General features: G+C 70.7%; 16 protein-coding genes and 1 riboswitch. Of the genes, 12 read left to right on the top strand and 4 right to left on the bottom strand.

Annotated features, from left to right (window positions below; all coding sequences use genetic code 11):
• The first annotated feature begins 120 nt into the window (after nt 1–120).
• A riboswitch (TPP riboswitch) is annotated at nt 121–213 on the top strand.
• Between the two features lie 286 nt (nt 214–499).
• Nucleotides 500–1,162, top strand: coding sequence for a TenA family protein (locus CIK71_RS12440; RefSeq protein ID WP_096166003.1), 663 nt, complete (start codon nt 500–502; stop codon nt 1,160–1,162).
• Nucleotides 1,159–1,821, top strand: coding sequence for a TenA family protein (locus CIK71_RS12435; protein ID WP_096166000.1), 663 nt, complete (start codon nt 1,159–1,161; stop codon nt 1,819–1,821). The genes CIK71_RS12440 and CIK71_RS12435 overlap by 4 nt, the downstream gene beginning before the upstream one ends.
• A 40-nt stretch (nt 1,822–1,861) precedes the next feature.
• On the opposite strand, the gene CIK71_RS12430 is transcribed toward CIK71_RS12435, so the two are convergent.
• Nucleotides 1,862–3,283 carry a NupC/NupG family nucleoside CNT transporter gene (locus CIK71_RS12430; RefSeq protein WP_096165999.1) on the bottom strand — a complete coding sequence of 474 codons (1,422 nt, stop codon included), beginning with the start codon at nt 3,281–3,283 and terminating at the stop codon, nt 1,862–1,864.
• 161 nt (nt 3,284–3,444) lie between these two features.
• On the opposite strand from CIK71_RS12430, the gene CIK71_RS12425 reads away from it, so the two are divergent.
• Nucleotides 3,445–4,974 carry a suppressor of fused domain protein gene (locus CIK71_RS12425; protein ID WP_096165998.1) on the top strand — a complete coding sequence of 510 codons (1,530 nt, stop codon included), beginning with the start codon at nt 3,445–3,447 and terminating at the stop codon, nt 4,972–4,974.
• Nucleotides 4,975–5,005: 31 nt separating this feature from the next.
• Here CIK71_RS12425 and CIK71_RS12420 read toward each other — a convergent pair whose 3' ends face one another.
• Both CIK71_RS12420 and CIK71_RS12415 read right to left on the bottom strand, forming a co-directional pair.
• A complete protein-coding gene (locus CIK71_RS12420; RefSeq protein ID WP_096165997.1) occupies nt 5,006–5,878 on the bottom strand; it encodes an alpha/beta fold hydrolase in 873 nt (290 codons plus the stop codon).
• Nucleotides 5,875–6,573, bottom strand: coding sequence for a TetR/AcrR family transcriptional regulator (locus CIK71_RS12415; RefSeq protein WP_096165996.1), 699 nt, complete (start codon nt 6,571–6,573; stop codon nt 5,875–5,877). The genes CIK71_RS12420 and CIK71_RS12415 overlap by 4 nt, the downstream gene beginning before the upstream one ends.
• A 151-nt stretch (nt 6,574–6,724) precedes the next feature.
• On the opposite strand from CIK71_RS12415, the gene CIK71_RS12410 reads away from it, so the two are divergent.
• The 8 genes from CIK71_RS12410 to CIK71_RS17535 all read left to right on the top strand — a co-directional run bounded on the left by CIK71_RS12410 (nt 6,725) and on the right by CIK71_RS17535 (nt 13,918).
• Nucleotides 6,725–7,195 (top strand): ArsR/SmtB family transcription factor, encoded by a 471-nt coding sequence (locus tag CIK71_RS12410; RefSeq protein WP_096165995.1) that lies wholly within the window; start codon nt 6,725–6,727, stop codon nt 7,193–7,195.
• Between the two features lie 118 nt (nt 7,196–7,313).
• Nucleotides 7,314–8,525 (top strand): FecCD family ABC transporter permease, encoded by a 1,212-nt coding sequence (locus tag CIK71_RS12405; RefSeq protein ID WP_096165994.1) that lies wholly within the window; start codon nt 7,314–7,316, stop codon nt 8,523–8,525.
• Between the two features lie 267 nt (nt 8,526–8,792).
• Nucleotides 8,793–9,800, top strand: coding sequence for an ABC transporter substrate-binding protein (locus CIK71_RS12400; RefSeq protein ID WP_241964195.1), 1,008 nt, complete (start codon nt 8,793–8,795; stop codon nt 9,798–9,800).
• A complete protein-coding gene (locus tag CIK71_RS12395; protein ID WP_241964194.1) occupies nt 9,776–10,759 on the top strand; it encodes an ABC transporter ATP-binding protein in 984 nt (327 codons plus the stop codon). The genes CIK71_RS12400 and CIK71_RS12395 overlap by 25 nt, the downstream gene beginning before the upstream one ends.
• The gene (locus CIK71_RS12390) at nt 10,743–11,471 is read left to right on the top strand and encodes a class I SAM-dependent methyltransferase (protein ID WP_096165991.1); all 729 of its coding nucleotides are present in this window, start codon (nt 10,743–10,745) and stop codon (nt 11,469–11,471) included. Before CIK71_RS12395 ends, CIK71_RS12390 begins: the two co-directional genes overlap by 17 nt.
• Before the next feature lie 176 nt (nt 11,472–11,647).
• Nucleotides 11,648–12,004: a PadR family transcriptional regulator gene (locus tag CIK71_RS12385; protein ID WP_096165990.1), complete on the top strand. Its 357-nt coding sequence runs from the start codon at nt 11,648–11,650 to the stop codon at nt 12,002–12,004.
• Nucleotide 12,005: 1 nt separating this feature from the next.
• Complete coding sequence (locus tag CIK71_RS12380; RefSeq protein WP_096196378.1) at nt 12,006–12,962, top strand: permease prefix domain 1-containing protein; 957 nt, start codon at nt 12,006–12,008, stop codon at nt 12,960–12,962.
• 650 nt (nt 12,963–13,612) lie between these two features.
• Nucleotides 13,613–13,918 carry a 50S ribosomal protein L31 gene (locus CIK71_RS17535; RefSeq protein WP_114307499.1) on the top strand — a complete coding sequence of 102 codons (306 nt, stop codon included), beginning with the start codon at nt 13,613–13,615 and terminating at the stop codon, nt 13,916–13,918.
• Between the two features lie 283 nt (nt 13,919–14,201).
• Here CIK71_RS17535 and CIK71_RS12365 read toward each other — a convergent pair whose 3' ends face one another.
• Nucleotides 14,202–15,356 carry an NAD(P)/FAD-dependent oxidoreductase gene (locus tag CIK71_RS12365; RefSeq protein WP_096165989.1) on the bottom strand — a complete coding sequence of 385 codons (1,155 nt, stop codon included), beginning with the start codon at nt 15,354–15,356 and terminating at the stop codon, nt 14,202–14,204.
• 47 nt (nt 15,357–15,403) lie between these two features.
• On the opposite strand from CIK71_RS12365, the gene CIK71_RS12360 reads away from it, so the two are divergent.
• Nucleotides 15,404–15,979: a helix-turn-helix domain-containing protein gene (locus CIK71_RS12360; protein ID WP_096165988.1), complete on the top strand. Its 576-nt coding sequence runs from the start codon at nt 15,404–15,406 to the stop codon at nt 15,977–15,979.
• Nucleotides 15,980–16,078 lie beyond the last annotated feature (99 nt).

Below are 16,078 nucleotides of genomic sequence, written 5' to 3'. Positions count from 1 at the left end.
CACACAGCTTGACATCGAGCGGGAGGGACATTTTTAGGCTCCCCGCTGGTCGGTTCCCTCCCTGCATCACCTTCGTGCGCTGGAGGCTTCCCCGTTCGCGGAGAGCCCGCGATATGCTCGAGCGACGACACGGGGTGCCCCACCGGGGCTGAGAACACACCCGCCGAACCTGAACGAGCTCGCACTCGCGGAGGGATGTCATGGATGAGCGCAGCACCATCTCGCGCCGTCATGCCCTGCTCAGGGTCCTTTGCCGTGCTCCGCATCCGACACCGTGCGCACCGCCGGTGCCCTGCACGGTCCCGGATGCCGCGCCCGGCATCCGGCGCACACATCGCGCACGACGCCACGCATCGGCAGGACACCTCTTCGCGCGAACGGCTCGTCGGCGGCCCCGTGATCGTCCGGGATGCGAGAGACGCACCCGGCCCATCCGATCACCGATCACCGATCACCGATCACCGATCACCGATCACCGATCACCGAGGAGGCCTCCCCGATGAGCACGTCATTCACCCACTCCCTGCGCGAGGGCAGCGAACCCACCTGGACATCCGCCGTGCAGCACCGGTTCGTCGCCGAGCTGCACGACGGCACGATCTCCGATGAGGTGATGGCCGGCTACCTGATCCAGGACCACCGTTTCCTCGACAGCTTCCTGGCGCTGCTCGGCGCCGCGATCGCCACGGCAGGGACGTTCGAGGCACGGCTGCGATTCGCGCAGTTCGTCGGCGAGGTGGCCGGGGACGAGAACACCTATTTCCTGCGCTCTTTCGAGGCGCTCGGCGTCACGGAGCAGGACCGGCAGAACGTGCCGAACACCCCGGCGACCGACGGGTTCCTCGCCCTGTTCCACGAGGCGGCGGACACCCGGGACTACGGCGCGGTGCTGGCCGTCCTCCTGGTCACCGAGTGGCTCTACCTGGACTGGGCTGCCGCGGCGCCGCGTCCGCTGCCGGAGAGCTTCGTCCACGCCGAGTGGATCACCCTGCATGACAACCCCGGCTTCGTGGACCTCGTGGATTTCCTGCGCCGCGAGCTCGACCAGGTCGGTCCCGCGAACCCCGAGGTCGCGCGCACATTCTTCGACCGCACGGTGCAGCTGGAGCTGGACTTCTTCGACCAGTCCTCTTCGACGCCGTTCGTCGGAGGTGCCCGATGAGCCTGTTCGAGGATCTCCGCGCCGCCGCCCTCCCCGAGTGGGAGGCATACACCGACCATGCCTTCGTCGAGCAGCTCGGTGCCGGCACCCTGCCGCTGCCCGCCTTCCAGGACTACCTGGTGCAGGATTACCTGTTCCTGGTGCAGTTCGCCCGCGCCAATGCGCTGGCCGCCTACAAATCGCGCACCCTGGCCGACCTCACCGCGTCGGCCGGAGGCCTCTCGGCGATCCTCGCCGAGATGGATCTGCACCTGCGCCTCACCGGCGAGTGGGGCATCCCCCGAGAGGCGGTCGAGTCGGCGCCGGAGAAGCTCGCGACCGTCGCGTACACCCGGTACGTGCTGGACTGCGGGCAGGCCGGTGACCTGCTGGATCTGAACGTCGCGCTGGCCCCGTGCACGATCGGCTACGCCGAGATCGGCGAGCGCCTCGAGCCGCAGCTGGAGCGCGTGCCCGACCATCCCTATGGGGCGTGGATCTCCGAGTACGCGGGCGACGACTTCCAGCAGGCGGCCGGCCGTGCCATCGCCCAGCTGGACGCTCTGTCGTCGGGCTCGCTCAGCGCACAGCGGTTCGAGGAGCTGCTGGGCGTGTTCCGCACCGCCGCCCGCCTCGAGGCCGAGTTCTGGCAGCAGGCGCTGGCGGCCGACGAGCGCTGATCGTCGGGCGGGGCGGCCGGCCTCCACCGGCCGCCCCGTCTCAGCCCAGCAGGACCCCGGCGATCGCGGCGCTCATGAGGTTCGCGAGGGTGCCGCCGAGGATCGCCTTCAGGCCGAGCTGGGCGATCTCGGAGCGACGGCTCGGGGCCAGGCCGCCGAGCCCGCCCAGCAGGATGCCCAGCGAGCTGAGGTTCGCGAATCCGGTGAGCGCGAAGGTGGTGATCGCTGCGGTCTTCGGGCTGAACGAGTCGATCTGGGGGCCGAAACCGGCGAAGGCGACGAACTCGTTGACCACGACCTTCTGGCCCACGAAGCTCCCCGAGCTCACGGCCTCGTTCCACGGCACGCCGATCATCGCCATCACCGGGGCGAACACCCAACCGAGGATCTGCTGGAAGGTCAGGTCCCCGGCCCCGAACCAACCGCCGACGGTACCCAGCAGCAGGTTGATCAGGGCGATCAGCGAGATGAAGGCCAGCAGCATGGCGCCGACGGTCGCGGCGAGCTTGAGACCGTCGGCTGCGCCGCCCGCCGCGGCGTCGATGACGTTGCTGTACTGCATCTCCTCGAGGTCGTCCTCGGTGTCCTCAACGTCCTCGGGTGCCTCGGCGTCCTCAGCATCCTCAGCGGCCTTCGCGACGCCGCCATCCGTGACGCCGATATCCGTGGCGCGCGCGGCGTCGGCCGGAGGCGCTGCGGCCTCGGCGGTGGTGCCCTCCACGCGGGAGGTCTGCGTGCCGCGGCTCCCGGAGCGCGTACTGCTGGCTTCGACCAGGGCGGCCTCTCGCGCCAGGGCGTCGGGATCGTCCTCCGGCAGCAGGATCTTCGCCATGAGCAGGGCGCCCGGGGCGGCCATGAAGCTCGCGGCGATCAGGTATTCCAGCGGCGCGCCGAGCAGCGAGTAGCCCACCAGCACCGAGCCGGCGACGGTCGAGAGCCCGCCGACCATCACGGCGAACAGCCCCGAGCGGGACAGGCGCTTGATGTAGGGCCGGATCACCAGGGGTGCCTCGGTCTGGCCCACGAAGATGTTGGCCGCGGCGTTCACGGACTCCGCGTACCCGGTGCCGAGCAGCTTGCCGAGGCCGCCGCCCAGCAGAGAGACCACCTTGGGAAGGATCTTCCAGTGATAGAGCACAGCGGTCAGGGAGGCGAAGAAGATGATCACCGGCAGCACCTGGAGGGCGAACACGCTGCCCTCGCCGTCGGCCGGGATCAGCGGGCCGAACAGGAAGCTGATGCCTTCCGCGGAGGTGTCGATGACGGCCTGGAAACCGGCCGAGACCTTCCCGAGCGCCCATTGCCCGGGCCCCCAGTACAGGACGAGCACCCCGAAGCCCACCTGGAGGGCGAGGGCTCCGATCACGGTGCGCAGCCGGATCGCCCGGCGGTTGCTGGACAGGGCGAAGGCGATCAGCAGGAGCCCTGCCATTCCGCCGAGGCCCCAGAGAAGGTTGACCATCGCGAGTACCTCAGGAATCAGTTCGGGAACAGGTGCCGATACGGGTGCGAATGCGCGCGCCAGTGTAGGGGCCGACGCCACCGCACCCCACCGTCCCCGGTGAGAGCGATCCGCGGGAGGATGGTTCCTGCACGGATCCCACCGACCACCCCGGAGGCACCATGAGCCGCCCGCCGCACGAGACCGCACGCCGCGAGGCGCTGCTGGCGCACCTGACGGAGTTCCTCGGGGACCAGTACGTCATCGCCCCCGAGACCGTGGATCAGGAGCATCCCGTGGACCTGGCCGTCTTCGCGCCCTCGGAGCAGGTCCCTCATCCCACGCTGGTCACGCTCGGGCTGTCGGAGCGACCTATGCGCTCCGCGATCGGGAGCGGCGCGGGCGCCTCGGGCGACTCGGATGCCTCGGATGCCTCGGATGCCTCGGATGCCTCGGATGCCTCGGGCGACTGGGATGCCTCGAACGCCCCGAACGCGTCGGGTGACTCGGACAGCTCGAGCGGCGGCGAGTATCGGCTCGAACTGCTCCTCGGGCTGCCCGCCGGATGGCCGGGGATCGATCCCCCGCAGCAGGAGCTCCTGGAGACGGGGGCGAACTCCTGGCCGCTGCAGCTGCTCAAGGACACCGCACGGATCCCCGGGGCCGACGGCTCGGTGCTGGACTGGGGCCACAGCATCACCCGCGACGGCGTGCCGTGCGACGAGTCGGTGCCGTTCACGGGAGCGCTGATCGGGCCGCCCTACGGATATCCGCCCCAGCTCATGAACGCCTCCACCCCGCAGGGCCCGGTGCAGCTGCTGGCGGTGCTCCCGGCCACCCCGGAGGAGCTCGCACTGCAGGCCTCGGTCCCTTCCGGCGGGGACATGCTGCTGGGCCGGTGGGAGCAGGCGGGGGTCACCGCCGTCGTCGATCCGGGGCGCGATGCAGCGGCCGACGGGCCGGCGCCGTGGCGTCTGCACGTGCTGCTGCGGGAGCCGGCCGAGCATCTGGGCCAGGTGCTCGACGGGGTGCTGCCGAACCTGGCGGAGCAGCTCGGCGCCCAGGGCATCGATGAGTTCGTGCTGCCGATCGGGCCGGAGCCGCTGCGATGGCGAGTGGGCGGCCGGTTCGCACCGTCGGCCCTGGAGGAGGACCTCGCCCTACACGGGCATGGCGCCTCGAGCGGGCAGGGAGCACTGCGCGAGGAGGGAGCACTGCGCGAGGCCGTCGCGCACCATGCCACCGTGCTCACGATCTCCCCGGAGCGCCCGGGAGACGGCGCGACCGTCACGGGAGCCGCGGCCATGGCGGCGATGCTGGCCGAGGCGGGGAAGGCGGCCGCGATCTGGCTGCCCCATCAGCGACATGTGGCCCTGCCCGAGCAGTTCCTCGCCGATATCGAGGCGGAGCTGCCCACCACCTGCCGGGTGCACCCCGAGCCTCTGGCCGATGGTCGTCCCGCCGTGCGCACGCACGGGCTCAGGGCGCTCGACGGGGTCGAGGTGCAGTTCTCCGCCCCGAGGCTCTCGCAGGCCGAGCTCCGCGACCGTCTGAACCGGATGCTGGTCGAGTGCACCGAGAAGGTCGGCGCGGCGCCGGTCGCAGGGCAACGGGCACAGCTGGGCGAGGTGGCCTACGAGCTGCGCACCGGCACGCACCCCGATTCCGGACTGGAGGTCCTGGAGATGGCCGTCGCGCCCGGCACCGATTGACACGAGGGCGACGGCCACGACGACGACATCGTCACGCCTCCGCGAGGAACTCCCGGGCGAGCTCTCCGAGTTTCTCGGGCTGGTCGTAGGGCAGCAGGTGGCCGGCGCGGGCCACGGTCTCGAATCGCGACCCAGGGGTGGCGGCGTGCGCGGCGGCCATCTCGTCATGACTGATCAGCGGGTCGTCGTCACCATGCACCCAGAGTGTGGGGACGCGCAGCCCCCGCAGCTCCTCGATGCCTCCGAACCGGGTGCGCAGCGGTCCGTACCAGTCGATCTGCCAGTCGTCCATCGCCCGCTCGCCGAACCGCTCCTTCTCGCGCGCCTCTTCCTGCACGCCGGCGATGATCCGGGCGAATCCAGCAGTGTCCTCCCCCGCGGCCAGGCTGGGGATCAGGCTGGAGCGCACATAGCCGGGGAAGCGGGCCATGACCCAGGTGGAGCCCCGCAGCAGGCCCGGGACCCGGAGCATCAGCCAGGTCAGCAGATGGTACGGGCGCTTCCGGTCGAGTCCGCCTGGGTTGACGGCGATCAGGGCACGGACACGTTCGGGATGCTCGAGCGCGAACCTCATGCCGGCGCCGCCGCCCATCGACAACCCCATGATCGCGACGTCGTCGAGGCCGAGCTCGTCGAGCAGCGCGGGCAGGAACCGCCGGTAGAAGGCGTCGCCGAGCCAGCCTGACCAGGGCCGGCTCGCTCCGTGCCGGGGCATGTCGATCACGAGCACCTGATGATCCGTCGCGAGAACGGGGACCACGTCGTGCCAGATCCCGTGCGCGGTGTCGAGCATGGCTCCGTGCAGCAGGAGCACGGGCGGCCCGGTGCTCCCGGCCCGGTACAGCCGCACGGGCCCTCCGAGCACCGTGAGGTCTTCCTCGGTGTCGAATGCAGTGGTGGTCATGTCTGCTCCAGATCGTCGAGCTGAGCGGTGAGGGCGTCGAGCAGTTCGAGCTGAGCGGAGCGGGCCGCGGCGGGATCAGTCTCCGTGCCAGATCGCTCCACGGCAGCGGGAGCGAGGCCTCGCCCCATGAGGTCGGCGAACAGGGCGACGCTCTCACGCAGAGCGTCGTCGGTGATCGGGCCGATGCTCGCCGGGGCGTTGAGCAGACCGATGGTGAAGGTGCTCAGCACCTGTGAGAGCACGTCGCCGTCGACGCCCTGATCGATCACCCCAGCACTCTGCAGGCGCCGCACGTACCGACCCAACCAGTCGAAGCGCTCGCGATATCGGGCATCGTCAACGGCGCGCACATGATCGCCGAGCACCTCGGTGTCCCCGAGATGGAGGGAGCGCAGGAGCGGATCGGCCAGCAGCGCCTCGACCCCGAAGCGATACACGGCGGGCAGGTCGACCAGGTCGTCGGCGGCGTTGACGCGACGGTGCACCTCGGCGGTCGCGGCCTGCATGCTGCGCCGCAGCGCCGCGTCGAGGATGGCCTGCTTGTCCTCGAACTCGAGGTAGACGGCGCCCTTGCCCACACCCGCCGATTCGGCGATGCGCGCCACGGTGGTGGATCGCCAGCCGAGGTCGAGAGCGAGGTCCCGCGCGGCGTCGAGGATCCGACGGCGGCGCTCCGGGATGCGCGGGCGGGGCATCAGATCTCCTCGGGTGCGGAGGGTGCGGAATACGGATCAGAGGTGTGTACTGACCAGCTTCAGCCTTTTGGTCACTACAGCGTAGGCGACCGCCGCCCTGATGGCCAGAGCCGCCCCCGATCCCCGTCTCCGACCCCGGTAGGTTGGTCTCATGGACGCCGACCACCCCCTGCACGTGCGGGCCGACGACTCCACCCCGCGGGACGACCATCTCGTCGCCGAGCTCACCGAGCTGCTGGACTCCGTGACCGGGTTCGAGGAGATGGCCGAGCACATGGCCCTGCTCGCCGATCAGCGACGCCTGCGGATCCTGTTCTGCCTCCATGCCCACCCGGGCGTGCGCAGCTCGGACATCGCGCGCGCGATCGATGCGAGCGATTCGACCACCTCGCATGCGCTGGCCCTGCTGCGTGACTCCGGACTGGTGCGGGCGCGACGTTCGGGACGCGAAGTGCGCTATGAGCTCGCCGACGGATTCGCCCACACCCTCCTGCACGATCTGGGATCCCGCCACCTGCCCGGCATCCACCACCACGGGCACGAGCACCAGCACCAGCACCAGCGCCAGCGCCAGCACCAGCACGGGCACGAGCACGCCCACGAGCACCCTCCGGATCACTGAGTCCCGATCGCTGAGGGTCATCGCCCCCAGGTGCCCGTCCCCCATTCCGGCTATCGCCGCACCGTCGGATACTTGTAGAGTCCTTCAAGTACTTCACTCGACGTGCGGAAGGACGGGCATGGCGATCACCACCGGCGCCGCAGGACATGCGCCCTCCAGCGCCGACGAGACGACGTCCACCAGCACCGACGCCGCCGAGTCTCGTCCACTGGGCGACGTCGGCGGGCCGTCACCTCGTGGGGCGCGCGGGCCCGACGGCTCTCGCGGTCCCGATGCGCTCGGCGTGCGCTCCCGCTCCCGTCGTTCCGCCGCGATCGTGGCTCTGCTCACCGTCACCGCCGTGGTCAGCCTGATGCTCTGCATGGGTCTCGGCCCGGTGTCGATCCCGGCCGGCACGACGATCCAGGTGATCTCCCAGCATCTCGGACTGCCCTTCGCGTCGTCGGCCCCGGTGGATGCCTCGACCGACGCGATCATCTGGACCGTGCGCCTGCCGCGCGTGCTGATGGGGGCGGCCGTGGGCGCCTGCCTCGCGATCTCCGGCGCCGCCCTGCAGGCGATGGTGCGCAACATGCTCGCGGACCCGTACATCCTCGGGGTCTCCGGCGGAGCCTCCACCGGCGCCGCCGCTGCGATCCTCTTCGGCGTCGGCGCGGCGATGGGCGAATACGCCCAGTCGGTGCTGGCCTTCGTCGGGGCGCTCGGCGCGGCCCTGCTGGTGTTCGCGATCGCCCGCGCCGGCGGGCGCGTGACCTCGCTGCGACTGCTGCTGTCCGGAGTGGCCGTCGGCTATGCGCTGACCGCCGTGACGAACCTGCTGATCTTCTCCTCGGACTCCGCGGAGGGCTCACGCTCGGTGATGTTCTGGATGCTGGGCTCGCTGTCGCTGGCCCGCTGGAACGCATTCCTGCTGATCGCGGTGTGCGCCGCCGCGATCGGGGTGGCGGTGATGACGCTCGGCGCACGCGTGCTGGACGCCCTCAGCGCGGGCGACGAGATCGCCCATGGCCTGGGCATCTCCCCGGATCGTGCCCGCATCGGGTTCCTCCTCGCGGTCTCGCTGTGCACCGCGGCCGCGGTCGCCGGCGCGGGCGCGATCGGCTTCGTGGGCCTGGTGATCCCCCACCTGGCGCGCCGCCTCGTCGGCGCCCGGCACCGCGTGCTGATCCCGGCGAGCGCTCTGCTGGGGAGCCTGTTCCTGCTGTGGGCCGACGCTTTCGCACGCGTGGTCATGCAGCCGCGCGAACTGCCCATCGGCGTGATCACCGCCGCGATCGGCGCCCCGTTCCTGCTGATCCTGGTGCGCCGCCTCCATGCCCGACGCCCCTGATCCGTCGTCCACCGAGCACCCGACACCCAGCACCCCGCCCCGACGTCCCGCGCTCTCCGCGCAGCATCTCGCCAGCCCCCTTTTCCCTCACTCCCCTGTCCCCCGCTCTTCTGCTCCCCCGTTTCCGAGAAGGTCGTCCCGTCCATGCATCTGCCGCCCGTCCACCGCTCCGCCGCACCGGCAGCCGCGGCCGCCGAGTCCGACGTTGCCGCACCGGTGTCCGCGCCTCCAGTGAGCCGGCCTGTGAGCCGGCCTGTGAGCCGGCCTGTGAGCCGACGCTCCGCCCTCGCCGGAGGCCTGGCCGGGGTCCTCGGGATCACGGCCACTGCCTGCGGCGACGGCTCAGCCGACGGGTCGGGCGCAGGCGGCGCGGCCGCCGCCGAGGGCTTTCCGCTCGAGCTCTCCAACTGCGAGGCCACGCTGACCTTCGAGGCACCGCCCGAACGGATCGTGCTGCTGGAGTCCGCCCCCGTGACCACGTTGGACGGGATCGGCGTGCTGGACAAGGTCGTCGCCCGCGCGGGAGCCTTCCCGCCCGGCTACTACAGCGAGGATCTCGACACGCGGGTGGAGATGATCGAGACGCTCTCGGACGATCTGGACGCCTCCGGTCATCTGCAGATCTCCCAGGAGGTGGTGATCGCCCAGTCCCCGGACATCGTGTTCGGGCTCCCCAACGGCGTCACGCGGGAGGCCCTGGCGGACGCCGGCGCCCAGGTGATGGTCCAGGACATCTACTGCAGCACCGAGGACGACCGTGCGAGCTTCGAGACGCTGTACTCCACGATCAGCACCTACGGCAGGATCTTCGACCGCACGCAGCAGGCGGAGGACCTGATCACCACGCTGAAGGATCGGGTGGCGACCGTCTCCGACTCCGCGGAGGACCTCACCATCACGACTGCAGCGGTGCTGTATCCCTCGCTCGGCGGCGGCCCGCTGTACACCTACGGCGCCGGCTCCATGGTCACCGCGCAGCTGGACGCCCTGGGCATCGAGAACGTCTTCGCCGACACCGCCGAGCGAGTGTTCGAGATCAGCTCCGAGCCGCTGCTGGCCGCCGATCCCGACGTGCTGATCGTGCTCTATCAGGGCGAGGGCGACGGCAGCGACGTCGCCGACGAGATGGTCGGCCAGGACCAGCTCGCGGGGCTGCGGGCCGTGCAGGGCGACGCGGCGCTGCCGCTGCTGTTCAACTTCGCCGAGCCCGCCTCGCCGCTGGTCGTGGACGGACTGGAGAGGATCCACGAGTGGCTGCTCGACATCGAGGGATGAGCCCCGGGCCCGACGTGCCGGGCACGGCCCCGCGCGCCGGAGGAGCACCGTCGGGTCCCGGCGCCGAGCCGCCCGCACCCGTGCTCGAGGCGCGCGGTCTCACGCACGCCTTCGGCGCGAAACCGGTGCTGCGCGGGGTGGACCTGAGAGTCGACGACGGCGAGATCGTCGGCCTCGTCGGGCCCAACGGGAGCGGCAAGACCACTGCGCTGCGGATCCTGCATCGAGAGCTCGTGCCCGACGCCGGCCAGGTGCTGCTCGAAGGCCGTGACCTGGGCGGCTACGCCGGTCGCGAGCGGGCACAGCGCATCGCGGTGATGGCCCAGGAGATCTCCGGTGAGGTGCCGTTGACCGTGGCGGACGTGGTGCTGCTGGGCCGGATCCCGCACTCGGGCACCTTCGGGTCCACGTCCGACGCCGACCTGCAGATCGCGGCCCGGGCGCTCGAGGACTGCGGCGCGCTGCATCTGGCCCGTCGGGAGTTCGGCCTGCTCTCCGGCGGCGAGAAGCAGCGGGTGCTGATCGCGCGGGCGCTCGCCCAGCAGCCGCGCCTGCTGCTCATGGACGAGCCCACGAACCATCTCGACATCGGCTCGCAGCACCACGTGCTGCGGATCGTCCGCGCGAAGAACCTCGCGACCATCGTGGTGCTGCACGACCTCAACCTCGCCGCGCGCTACTGCGATCGCGTGGTCGTGCTGGCCGACGGCCATGTGCAGTCCAAGGGCCCGCCCCGGGTCGCGCTGGCGGCGCACCTGGTGAGCGCCACCTACGGCGTCGCCGCCGAACGCGCCATGGCCGACGACGGCATCACCCAGTTCCTGTTCCGCGGCCAGGAGCCGGAGCATGGCTCGAGCACGCCCGCCACCTCCGCGATCCCGTTCACCAAGACACCCACCGTCGGGGCGACCCCGCCCGCGGACACTGCCCAGGAGACGACCGATGACGCCCACCGCTGACCCCGACCAGGCTCGCTGGAACGACTACTGGACGCGCTACGCGGCAGAGTACGACGAGCACCAGATGTCCCGGCTCGCCCATCCCGAGGAGCGCGAGACCTGGTCGCGCGTGTGGGCCGACGTGCTCCCCGCGGGGCCCAGCACGATCCTCGACGTGGGCACGGGCAGCGGCAACGTGGCCCTGCTGCTCGCGGGCGCCGGGCACGAGGTGACGGGCATCGATCTCGCCGAGGGCATGCTCGAACGTGCCCGGGGCAAGTGCGCGGGCCATCCGCATCCGCCGACGTTCGTCACGGGCGATGCGGTAGACCCGCCCTGCGCCCCGGGCTCCTTCGACGCGATCGTCTCGCGGTATCTGCTGTGGACCCTGCGCGACGCCCCTACCGCGCTGCGCCGCTGGCACGAGCTGCTGCGCCCCGGAGGCGTGCTCGTGGCCGTGGACGCCCCCTGGTTCGGGGACGATGCGGACCTTCCCCGGGGGACCGCTCGTCAGGACGATTTCGCCGCCGCCTATGACCAGGACGCCTTCGCACGCCTGCCCTTCGGACGCGCCCGGGCCGAGCAGATCGTCGCCGAGTGGGAGGCCGCGGGCTTCGAGGACGTGCGCGCTGATCCCCTGACCGAGGTGCTCGAACTGGATCGCGTTCACGGTGTCGCCCCCGGCCACTCCCCGCAGCTGCAGCACCGCTTCAGCGCCCGCCGACCGCGCTGACCCCGTCGGACCCTTTGGATCCGTCGGATCCGTAAGTGTCCGGTGCGCAGCCGTTCCGCCGCTGGGCATCGCGAACAGGCAGGTCGCAGCACTGCGCGACCGCTCGGCAGTCACTGACCCACGCCACAGACCAATCCCATAGACAACACTGTGCCTCACACACTATGGTGTGTCGCATGAGCGAACCCTTCGACACCCATCTGCAGGAGCTGAGGCGCGGCACCGTCGTGCTCGCGTGCCTGCAGCTGCTGCGCACCCCCGGGTACGGCTACGCCCTGCTCGAGCAGCTCGAGAGGCGAGGATTCGCGACCGACGCGAACACGCTCTATCCGCTGCTGCGGCGCCTGGAGAAGCAGGGCTTCCTGACCAGCGAGTGGAACACCGAGGACTCTCGACCGCGCAAGTTCTACGTCACCTCCGAGCAGGGCCTCGGCCTGGCCGAGATCCTCCGACAGGAATGGCGGGCGCTCGCCTCCGCGATCGCTTCATTGCACGAGACCAGCACCGGCCCGAGCACGGACGAGGAGCACTGACATGTCCACCACTCTCACCGAGCGTTACATCAGCACCACCATCACCTCCCTCCCGGCGCCTCTGCAGGACGATGTGCGCGCGGAGCTCGAGGCCTCCATCGCCGACGCCGTCGAGGCCCGCCTGGACCAGGGCGAGCAGAGGAGCGAGGCCGAGCGCGCCGTGCTCACCGAGTTGGGCGACCCGGGAATCCTCGCCGCGAGCTACTCGGACCGTCCGCTGCACCTGATCGGCCCGCGCTTCTACCTCACCTGGTGGCGCCTGCTGAAGCTGCTGCTGATCATCGTGCCGATCTGCGCGTTCGGCGGCGTCGCGCTCGGGAAGCTGATCGAGGACGTGCCGATCGGTGACGTCATCGGCGCCTCGATCGCCGCGGGGCTGGGCGCGATCGTGCACGTCGCCTTCTGGGTCACGCTGGTGTTCGTGATCCTGGAGCGCACGGGCAGCGAGACGACTCTCGCGGAGTGGGATGTGGACCAGCTGCACGAGCCGCGACCAACGGGCGCCGGCCGCGCGGACCTCATCGCCTCGATCGTGTTCGGCGTGATCGGCGTCGGGGTGATCCTGTGGGATCAGGCCCGCGGCTTCGCGCGCATCGACGGACACGGGGTCCCGATCCTGCATCCCGACCTGTGGCCCTGGGGGATCCTCGCGCTGCTCGCAATCATCGCCCTCGAGGTGGGTCTGACGGCGATGATCTACGCTCGGCGCCGCTGGACGACGGCCTCCGCGGTGCTCAACACCGCTCTCGCCGTGGTGTTCCTGAGCTGGGCGCTGACCCTCCTGGGTCATGACCTCCTGCTGAACCCGGAGTTCCTGGATCTCGCGTTCGTCGACAACGGCGTCCAGCCCGACACCATGCGGGTTCTCGGCATTCTCCTGGTGTTCGGGCTCGTCGGGATCTCGGCGTGGGACATCGTCGACGGCTGGCTGAAGAACCGACGGGATTCCCGACCCTGAGACCTGGTGCCCGGCGCGGGCTGCTCCCAGCCCGCGCCGGGCGCCGGGCACCAGGCACCAGGCACCAGGCACCAGGCACCAGGCACCAGGCACCAGGCACCGGGCACCGGGCACCGGGCACCGGATGGTGACGTCGAGTCGACAGCCACAGCCACAGCCACAGCCACAGCCACAGATGATCGGGGCCGGACGGTCGGGTCCGGAGATGTCGGCGGGATCAGCCGACGGAGGGGAACTGCTGGCTCGCATCCGGCAGTACCAGACGTGACGAGAACGGGAATAGACTTGCGCACTTCGTCGTTGTAGGGGACTGTAGTCAGAGGTCCGCAGCTGGAGTCCGCGGCGAAGAACGGTGACCGAACACCGCTCTGAGCGCCTCATGGACGAGTAACTCCCGGCTCGACAGCTGCTGCCACCGAAGCGATGCGCGCGACCTTTCCACACCGCGCGACCGTGCAGCTTCGGCCCGACTTCGCGGCGAACCGCTGAGACCGGGTCCGCAGCACGTGCGCTTCCGGGTCGCCGCCCTCCCGGGCGAGCACTCCCGTGACATGACCCCCGCTGGTGAGAGTCCAGCACCCACGATCATTGCGTCGGCCCCGGCCGACGTCGCATGCGTCGACCTCTCGTCGGCGCCGAAGGAGAACAGCATGACCACCATCGACACCACGTACAGTCCGACCACCCCTGCCGCCCCGACCGCTGCACAGCAGTCCGGGACCCGCACGGTCGTCTTCCGCGACCAGAGCGCCGGCGTGCGCTACCTGACCCGTTCGGATCGTCCGACGGACCTCTCGACGACCTGGGAGGACGGCAACGTCTACCCCGTCATCGAGGTGGACCTGTCCTCGGCGGCGCATCTGGCGAGCCATCGCCACGCCCGCACGACCGGTCCCGTCGGCCGTTCCGGCCGTGCCCGTCGCCGCCGTGAGAAGGCGGCCTCGGCACGCAGCTGACGGCAGGCCCGTCTGGAGAGCTCGCCTCACGGCGACATCGCCGGACAGCCCTCAGCGCGACGGCGCGCACATCAGTGCATCAGTGCCTCAGTGCCTCAGTGCCTCAGTGCCTCAGTGCCTCAGTGCCTCAGTGCCTCAGTGCATCAGCACGTGACCACCTCGAGCCGTGCAGCACACGCCTCTTCGCGCGTCGAAGAGCGTGTGCTGCACGGCTCGATCGTTGCGTGCCCCAGCTGCCCGACCGCGACCGAAGGTCGGGGCAGTGCCGTTCCGACGACGCGGGTCAGGCTGCCGCGTGCTCGCGGGCAGCGGCCACGGCCCTGTCCGCATCGGCCACGACGAGCATGCCGTTGATATGCGCGCCGGCGAGCGCTCCTCCCGCCGCGGCGGCTCCCACCTGAGCACCGGGGTCGGTGGCATTGCCCGCGACCCACACTCCGGGCACTTCGGTCGCCCCGGCCATGCCGCTGGAGATCTTCTCCCCCATTCCTCCGGGGACCTCCTCGGTCGCGAGACCGAGACCATCGACCCCGTCCAGGCGAGGCCCCATCACGGTCGCGACCACGAGCACGCTGCGCGGCACGACCTCTCCCCCGACCAGACGCACGCCGGAGATTCCGCCGGCTCCATCGCCGACGACCTCCTCGAGGCCGGTCTCGACGATCCGGACGCCGAGCGCGGCGCATCGCTCCCGGGAGGCCTGGTCGACCTCGACCCCGTCGGCGACGAACACGATGATGTCGTCGCTGAGCTGACGGAACATGAGCACCTGGTGGAACGAGGCCGGGCGCGTGGCGATCACGCCGATCGCCTGATCGCGCACCTCCCAGCCGTGGCAGTACGGGCAGTGGACGACGCCGTGACCCCAGTGCTCGGCGAGGCCCGGCACGGCGGGCAGCTCGTCGCGCAGACCGGTGGCGACCAACACGCGGCGGGCCGCGAGTCGGCGACCGTCCACGAGATCCACGGTGAAGCGCAGGTCCCCGTCGGCGGACCGGCCCGCAGGGCGAGCCTCGGCGACTGCGCCGGAGATGATCACGCCCCCGTAGTGGCGCACCTCCTCGCGACCGCGCGCGAGGAACTCGGCGGGCGGGGTGCCCTCATTGCCGAGCAGGCCGTGGATCCCGTCGGCCGGAGCATTGCGGGGATCCCCGCTGTCGATCACGACGACCCAACGGCGGGAGCGGGCGAGCATGAGTGCGCCGTTCAAGCCTGCGGCGCCGCCGCCGATCACGACGACGTCGATGAGACCGTCGGGCAACGGATCCGACTCGTGCGCCGGGCCGGCGGCAGCCGCAGCGGCGAACGCCGAGGCAGCACGCGACCCGGCGACGTCGGCCGGCACGGAAGCGGGAGCGGTACCGGAAGCGGTACCGGAAGCGGAAGCGGAGATGGACGCAGAAGCAGGGGTGGACACGGAAGCAGTCGGTGATGTCATGTCCTCGACGCTAGACACGGTTGCCTGCAATGCATAGCCTCTTGCTCATGACGCAAGAACTTGGGGATGTCGACAGCCTCGTTCGGCAAAGACTCCGTGCCCTGCGCCTCGCCCAGGGCCTGTCCCTCGGCGACCTCGCCGAGCGCACCCATCTCAGCCCCTCCTCGCTCTCGCGGATCGAGAACGGACAGCGCCGCCTGGCGCTGGATCAGCTGGTGCTCCTCGCCCGGGGCCTGGACACGAGCCTGGACGAGCTGGTCGAGGTGCAGGAGGACGAGGTCGTCTCCAATGCGATGGTGGATCGCGGCGCCGACTCCCTGCACTGGCAGGTGCGCCGCTCCCCCGGCACCATAGTCCTGCGTCGCCGCGTGACCGGACCGCCGCCTCCGCCGGATCGGACCCGCGCCCACCCCGGCCAGGAGTGGCTCGTGGTGCTCTCGGGCACGCTCACACTGCTGCTGGGCGATCGACGCTACCGGATCGAGACGAACCAGAGCGCCGAGTTCGACACGATGCTCCCCCATGCCTTCGGCGCGGAGGGCGGCCCGGTCGACGTACTGATGATGGTCGACCGCGAGGCGCGGCGAAGCCATCGTGGGGACGACGAGGCGGCGGACGGCTGAGCCCGACGCCTGCTTGACACAGGGATCCACGGCGGTGCACTATCTCCGTCATACGAATAACGTCCTGTCCGCCGAACCCGCGCAGCATCGCGCGATCCA

Origin of the sequence: Brachybacterium alimentarium (genome assembly GCF_002332425.1) — a bacterium.
GTDB classification, from domain to species: domain Bacteria; phylum Actinomycetota; class Actinomycetes; order Actinomycetales; family Dermabacteraceae; genus Brachybacterium; species Brachybacterium alimentarium.
Note: the sequence above shows the minus strand (reverse complement) of the source record. Positions and strands in the feature narration are given on the sequence as shown.

Bases quoted from the DNA above. Each gene is read 5' to 3' on its own strand.
- CIK71_RS12415 (WP_096165996.1), bottom strand. From the start codon at position 6,573: ATGCCCCGCCCGCGCATCCCGGAGCGCCGCCGTCGGATCCTCGACGCC.
- CIK71_RS12405 (WP_096165994.1), top strand. From the start codon at position 7,314: ATGGCGATCACCACCGGCGCCGCAGGACATGCGCCCTCCAGCGCCGAC.
- CIK71_RS12410 (WP_096165995.1), top strand. From the start codon at position 6,725: ATGGACGCCGACCACCCCCTGCACGTGCGGGCCGACGACTCCACCCCG.
- CIK71_RS12425 (WP_096165998.1), top strand. From the start codon at position 3,445: ATGAGCCGCCCGCCGCACGAGACCGCACGCCGCGAGGCGCTGCTGGCG.
- CIK71_RS12435 (WP_096166000.1), top strand. From the start codon at position 1,159: ATGAGCCTGTTCGAGGATCTCCGCGCCGCCGCCCTCCCCGAGTGGGAG.
- CIK71_RS17535 (WP_114307499.1), top strand. From the start codon at position 13,613: ATGACCACCATCGACACCACGTACAGTCCGACCACCCCTGCCGCCCCG.
- CIK71_RS12390 (WP_096165991.1), top strand. From the start codon at position 10,743: ATGACGCCCACCGCTGACCCCGACCAGGCTCGCTGGAACGACTACTGG.
- CIK71_RS12420 (WP_096165997.1), bottom strand. From the start codon at position 5,878: ATGACCACCACTGCATTCGACACCGAGGAAGACCTCACGGTGCTCGGA.
- CIK71_RS12360 (WP_096165988.1), top strand. From the start codon at position 15,404: ATGACGCAAGAACTTGGGGATGTCGACAGCCTCGTTCGGCAAAGACTC.
- CIK71_RS12440 (WP_096166003.1), top strand. From the start codon at position 500: ATGAGCACGTCATTCACCCACTCCCTGCGCGAGGGCAGCGAACCCACC.
- CIK71_RS12365 (WP_096165989.1), bottom strand. From the start codon at position 15,356: ATGACATCACCGACTGCTTCCGTGTCCACCCCTGCTTCTGCGTCCATC.
- CIK71_RS12385 (WP_096165990.1), top strand. From the start codon at position 11,648: ATGAGCGAACCCTTCGACACCCATCTGCAGGAGCTGAGGCGCGGCACC.
- CIK71_RS12430 (WP_096165999.1), bottom strand. From the start codon at position 3,283: ATGGTCAACCTTCTCTGGGGCCTCGGCGGAATGGCAGGGCTCCTGCTG.
- CIK71_RS12380 (WP_096196378.1), top strand. From the start codon at position 12,006: ATGTCCACCACTCTCACCGAGCGTTACATCAGCACCACCATCACCTCC.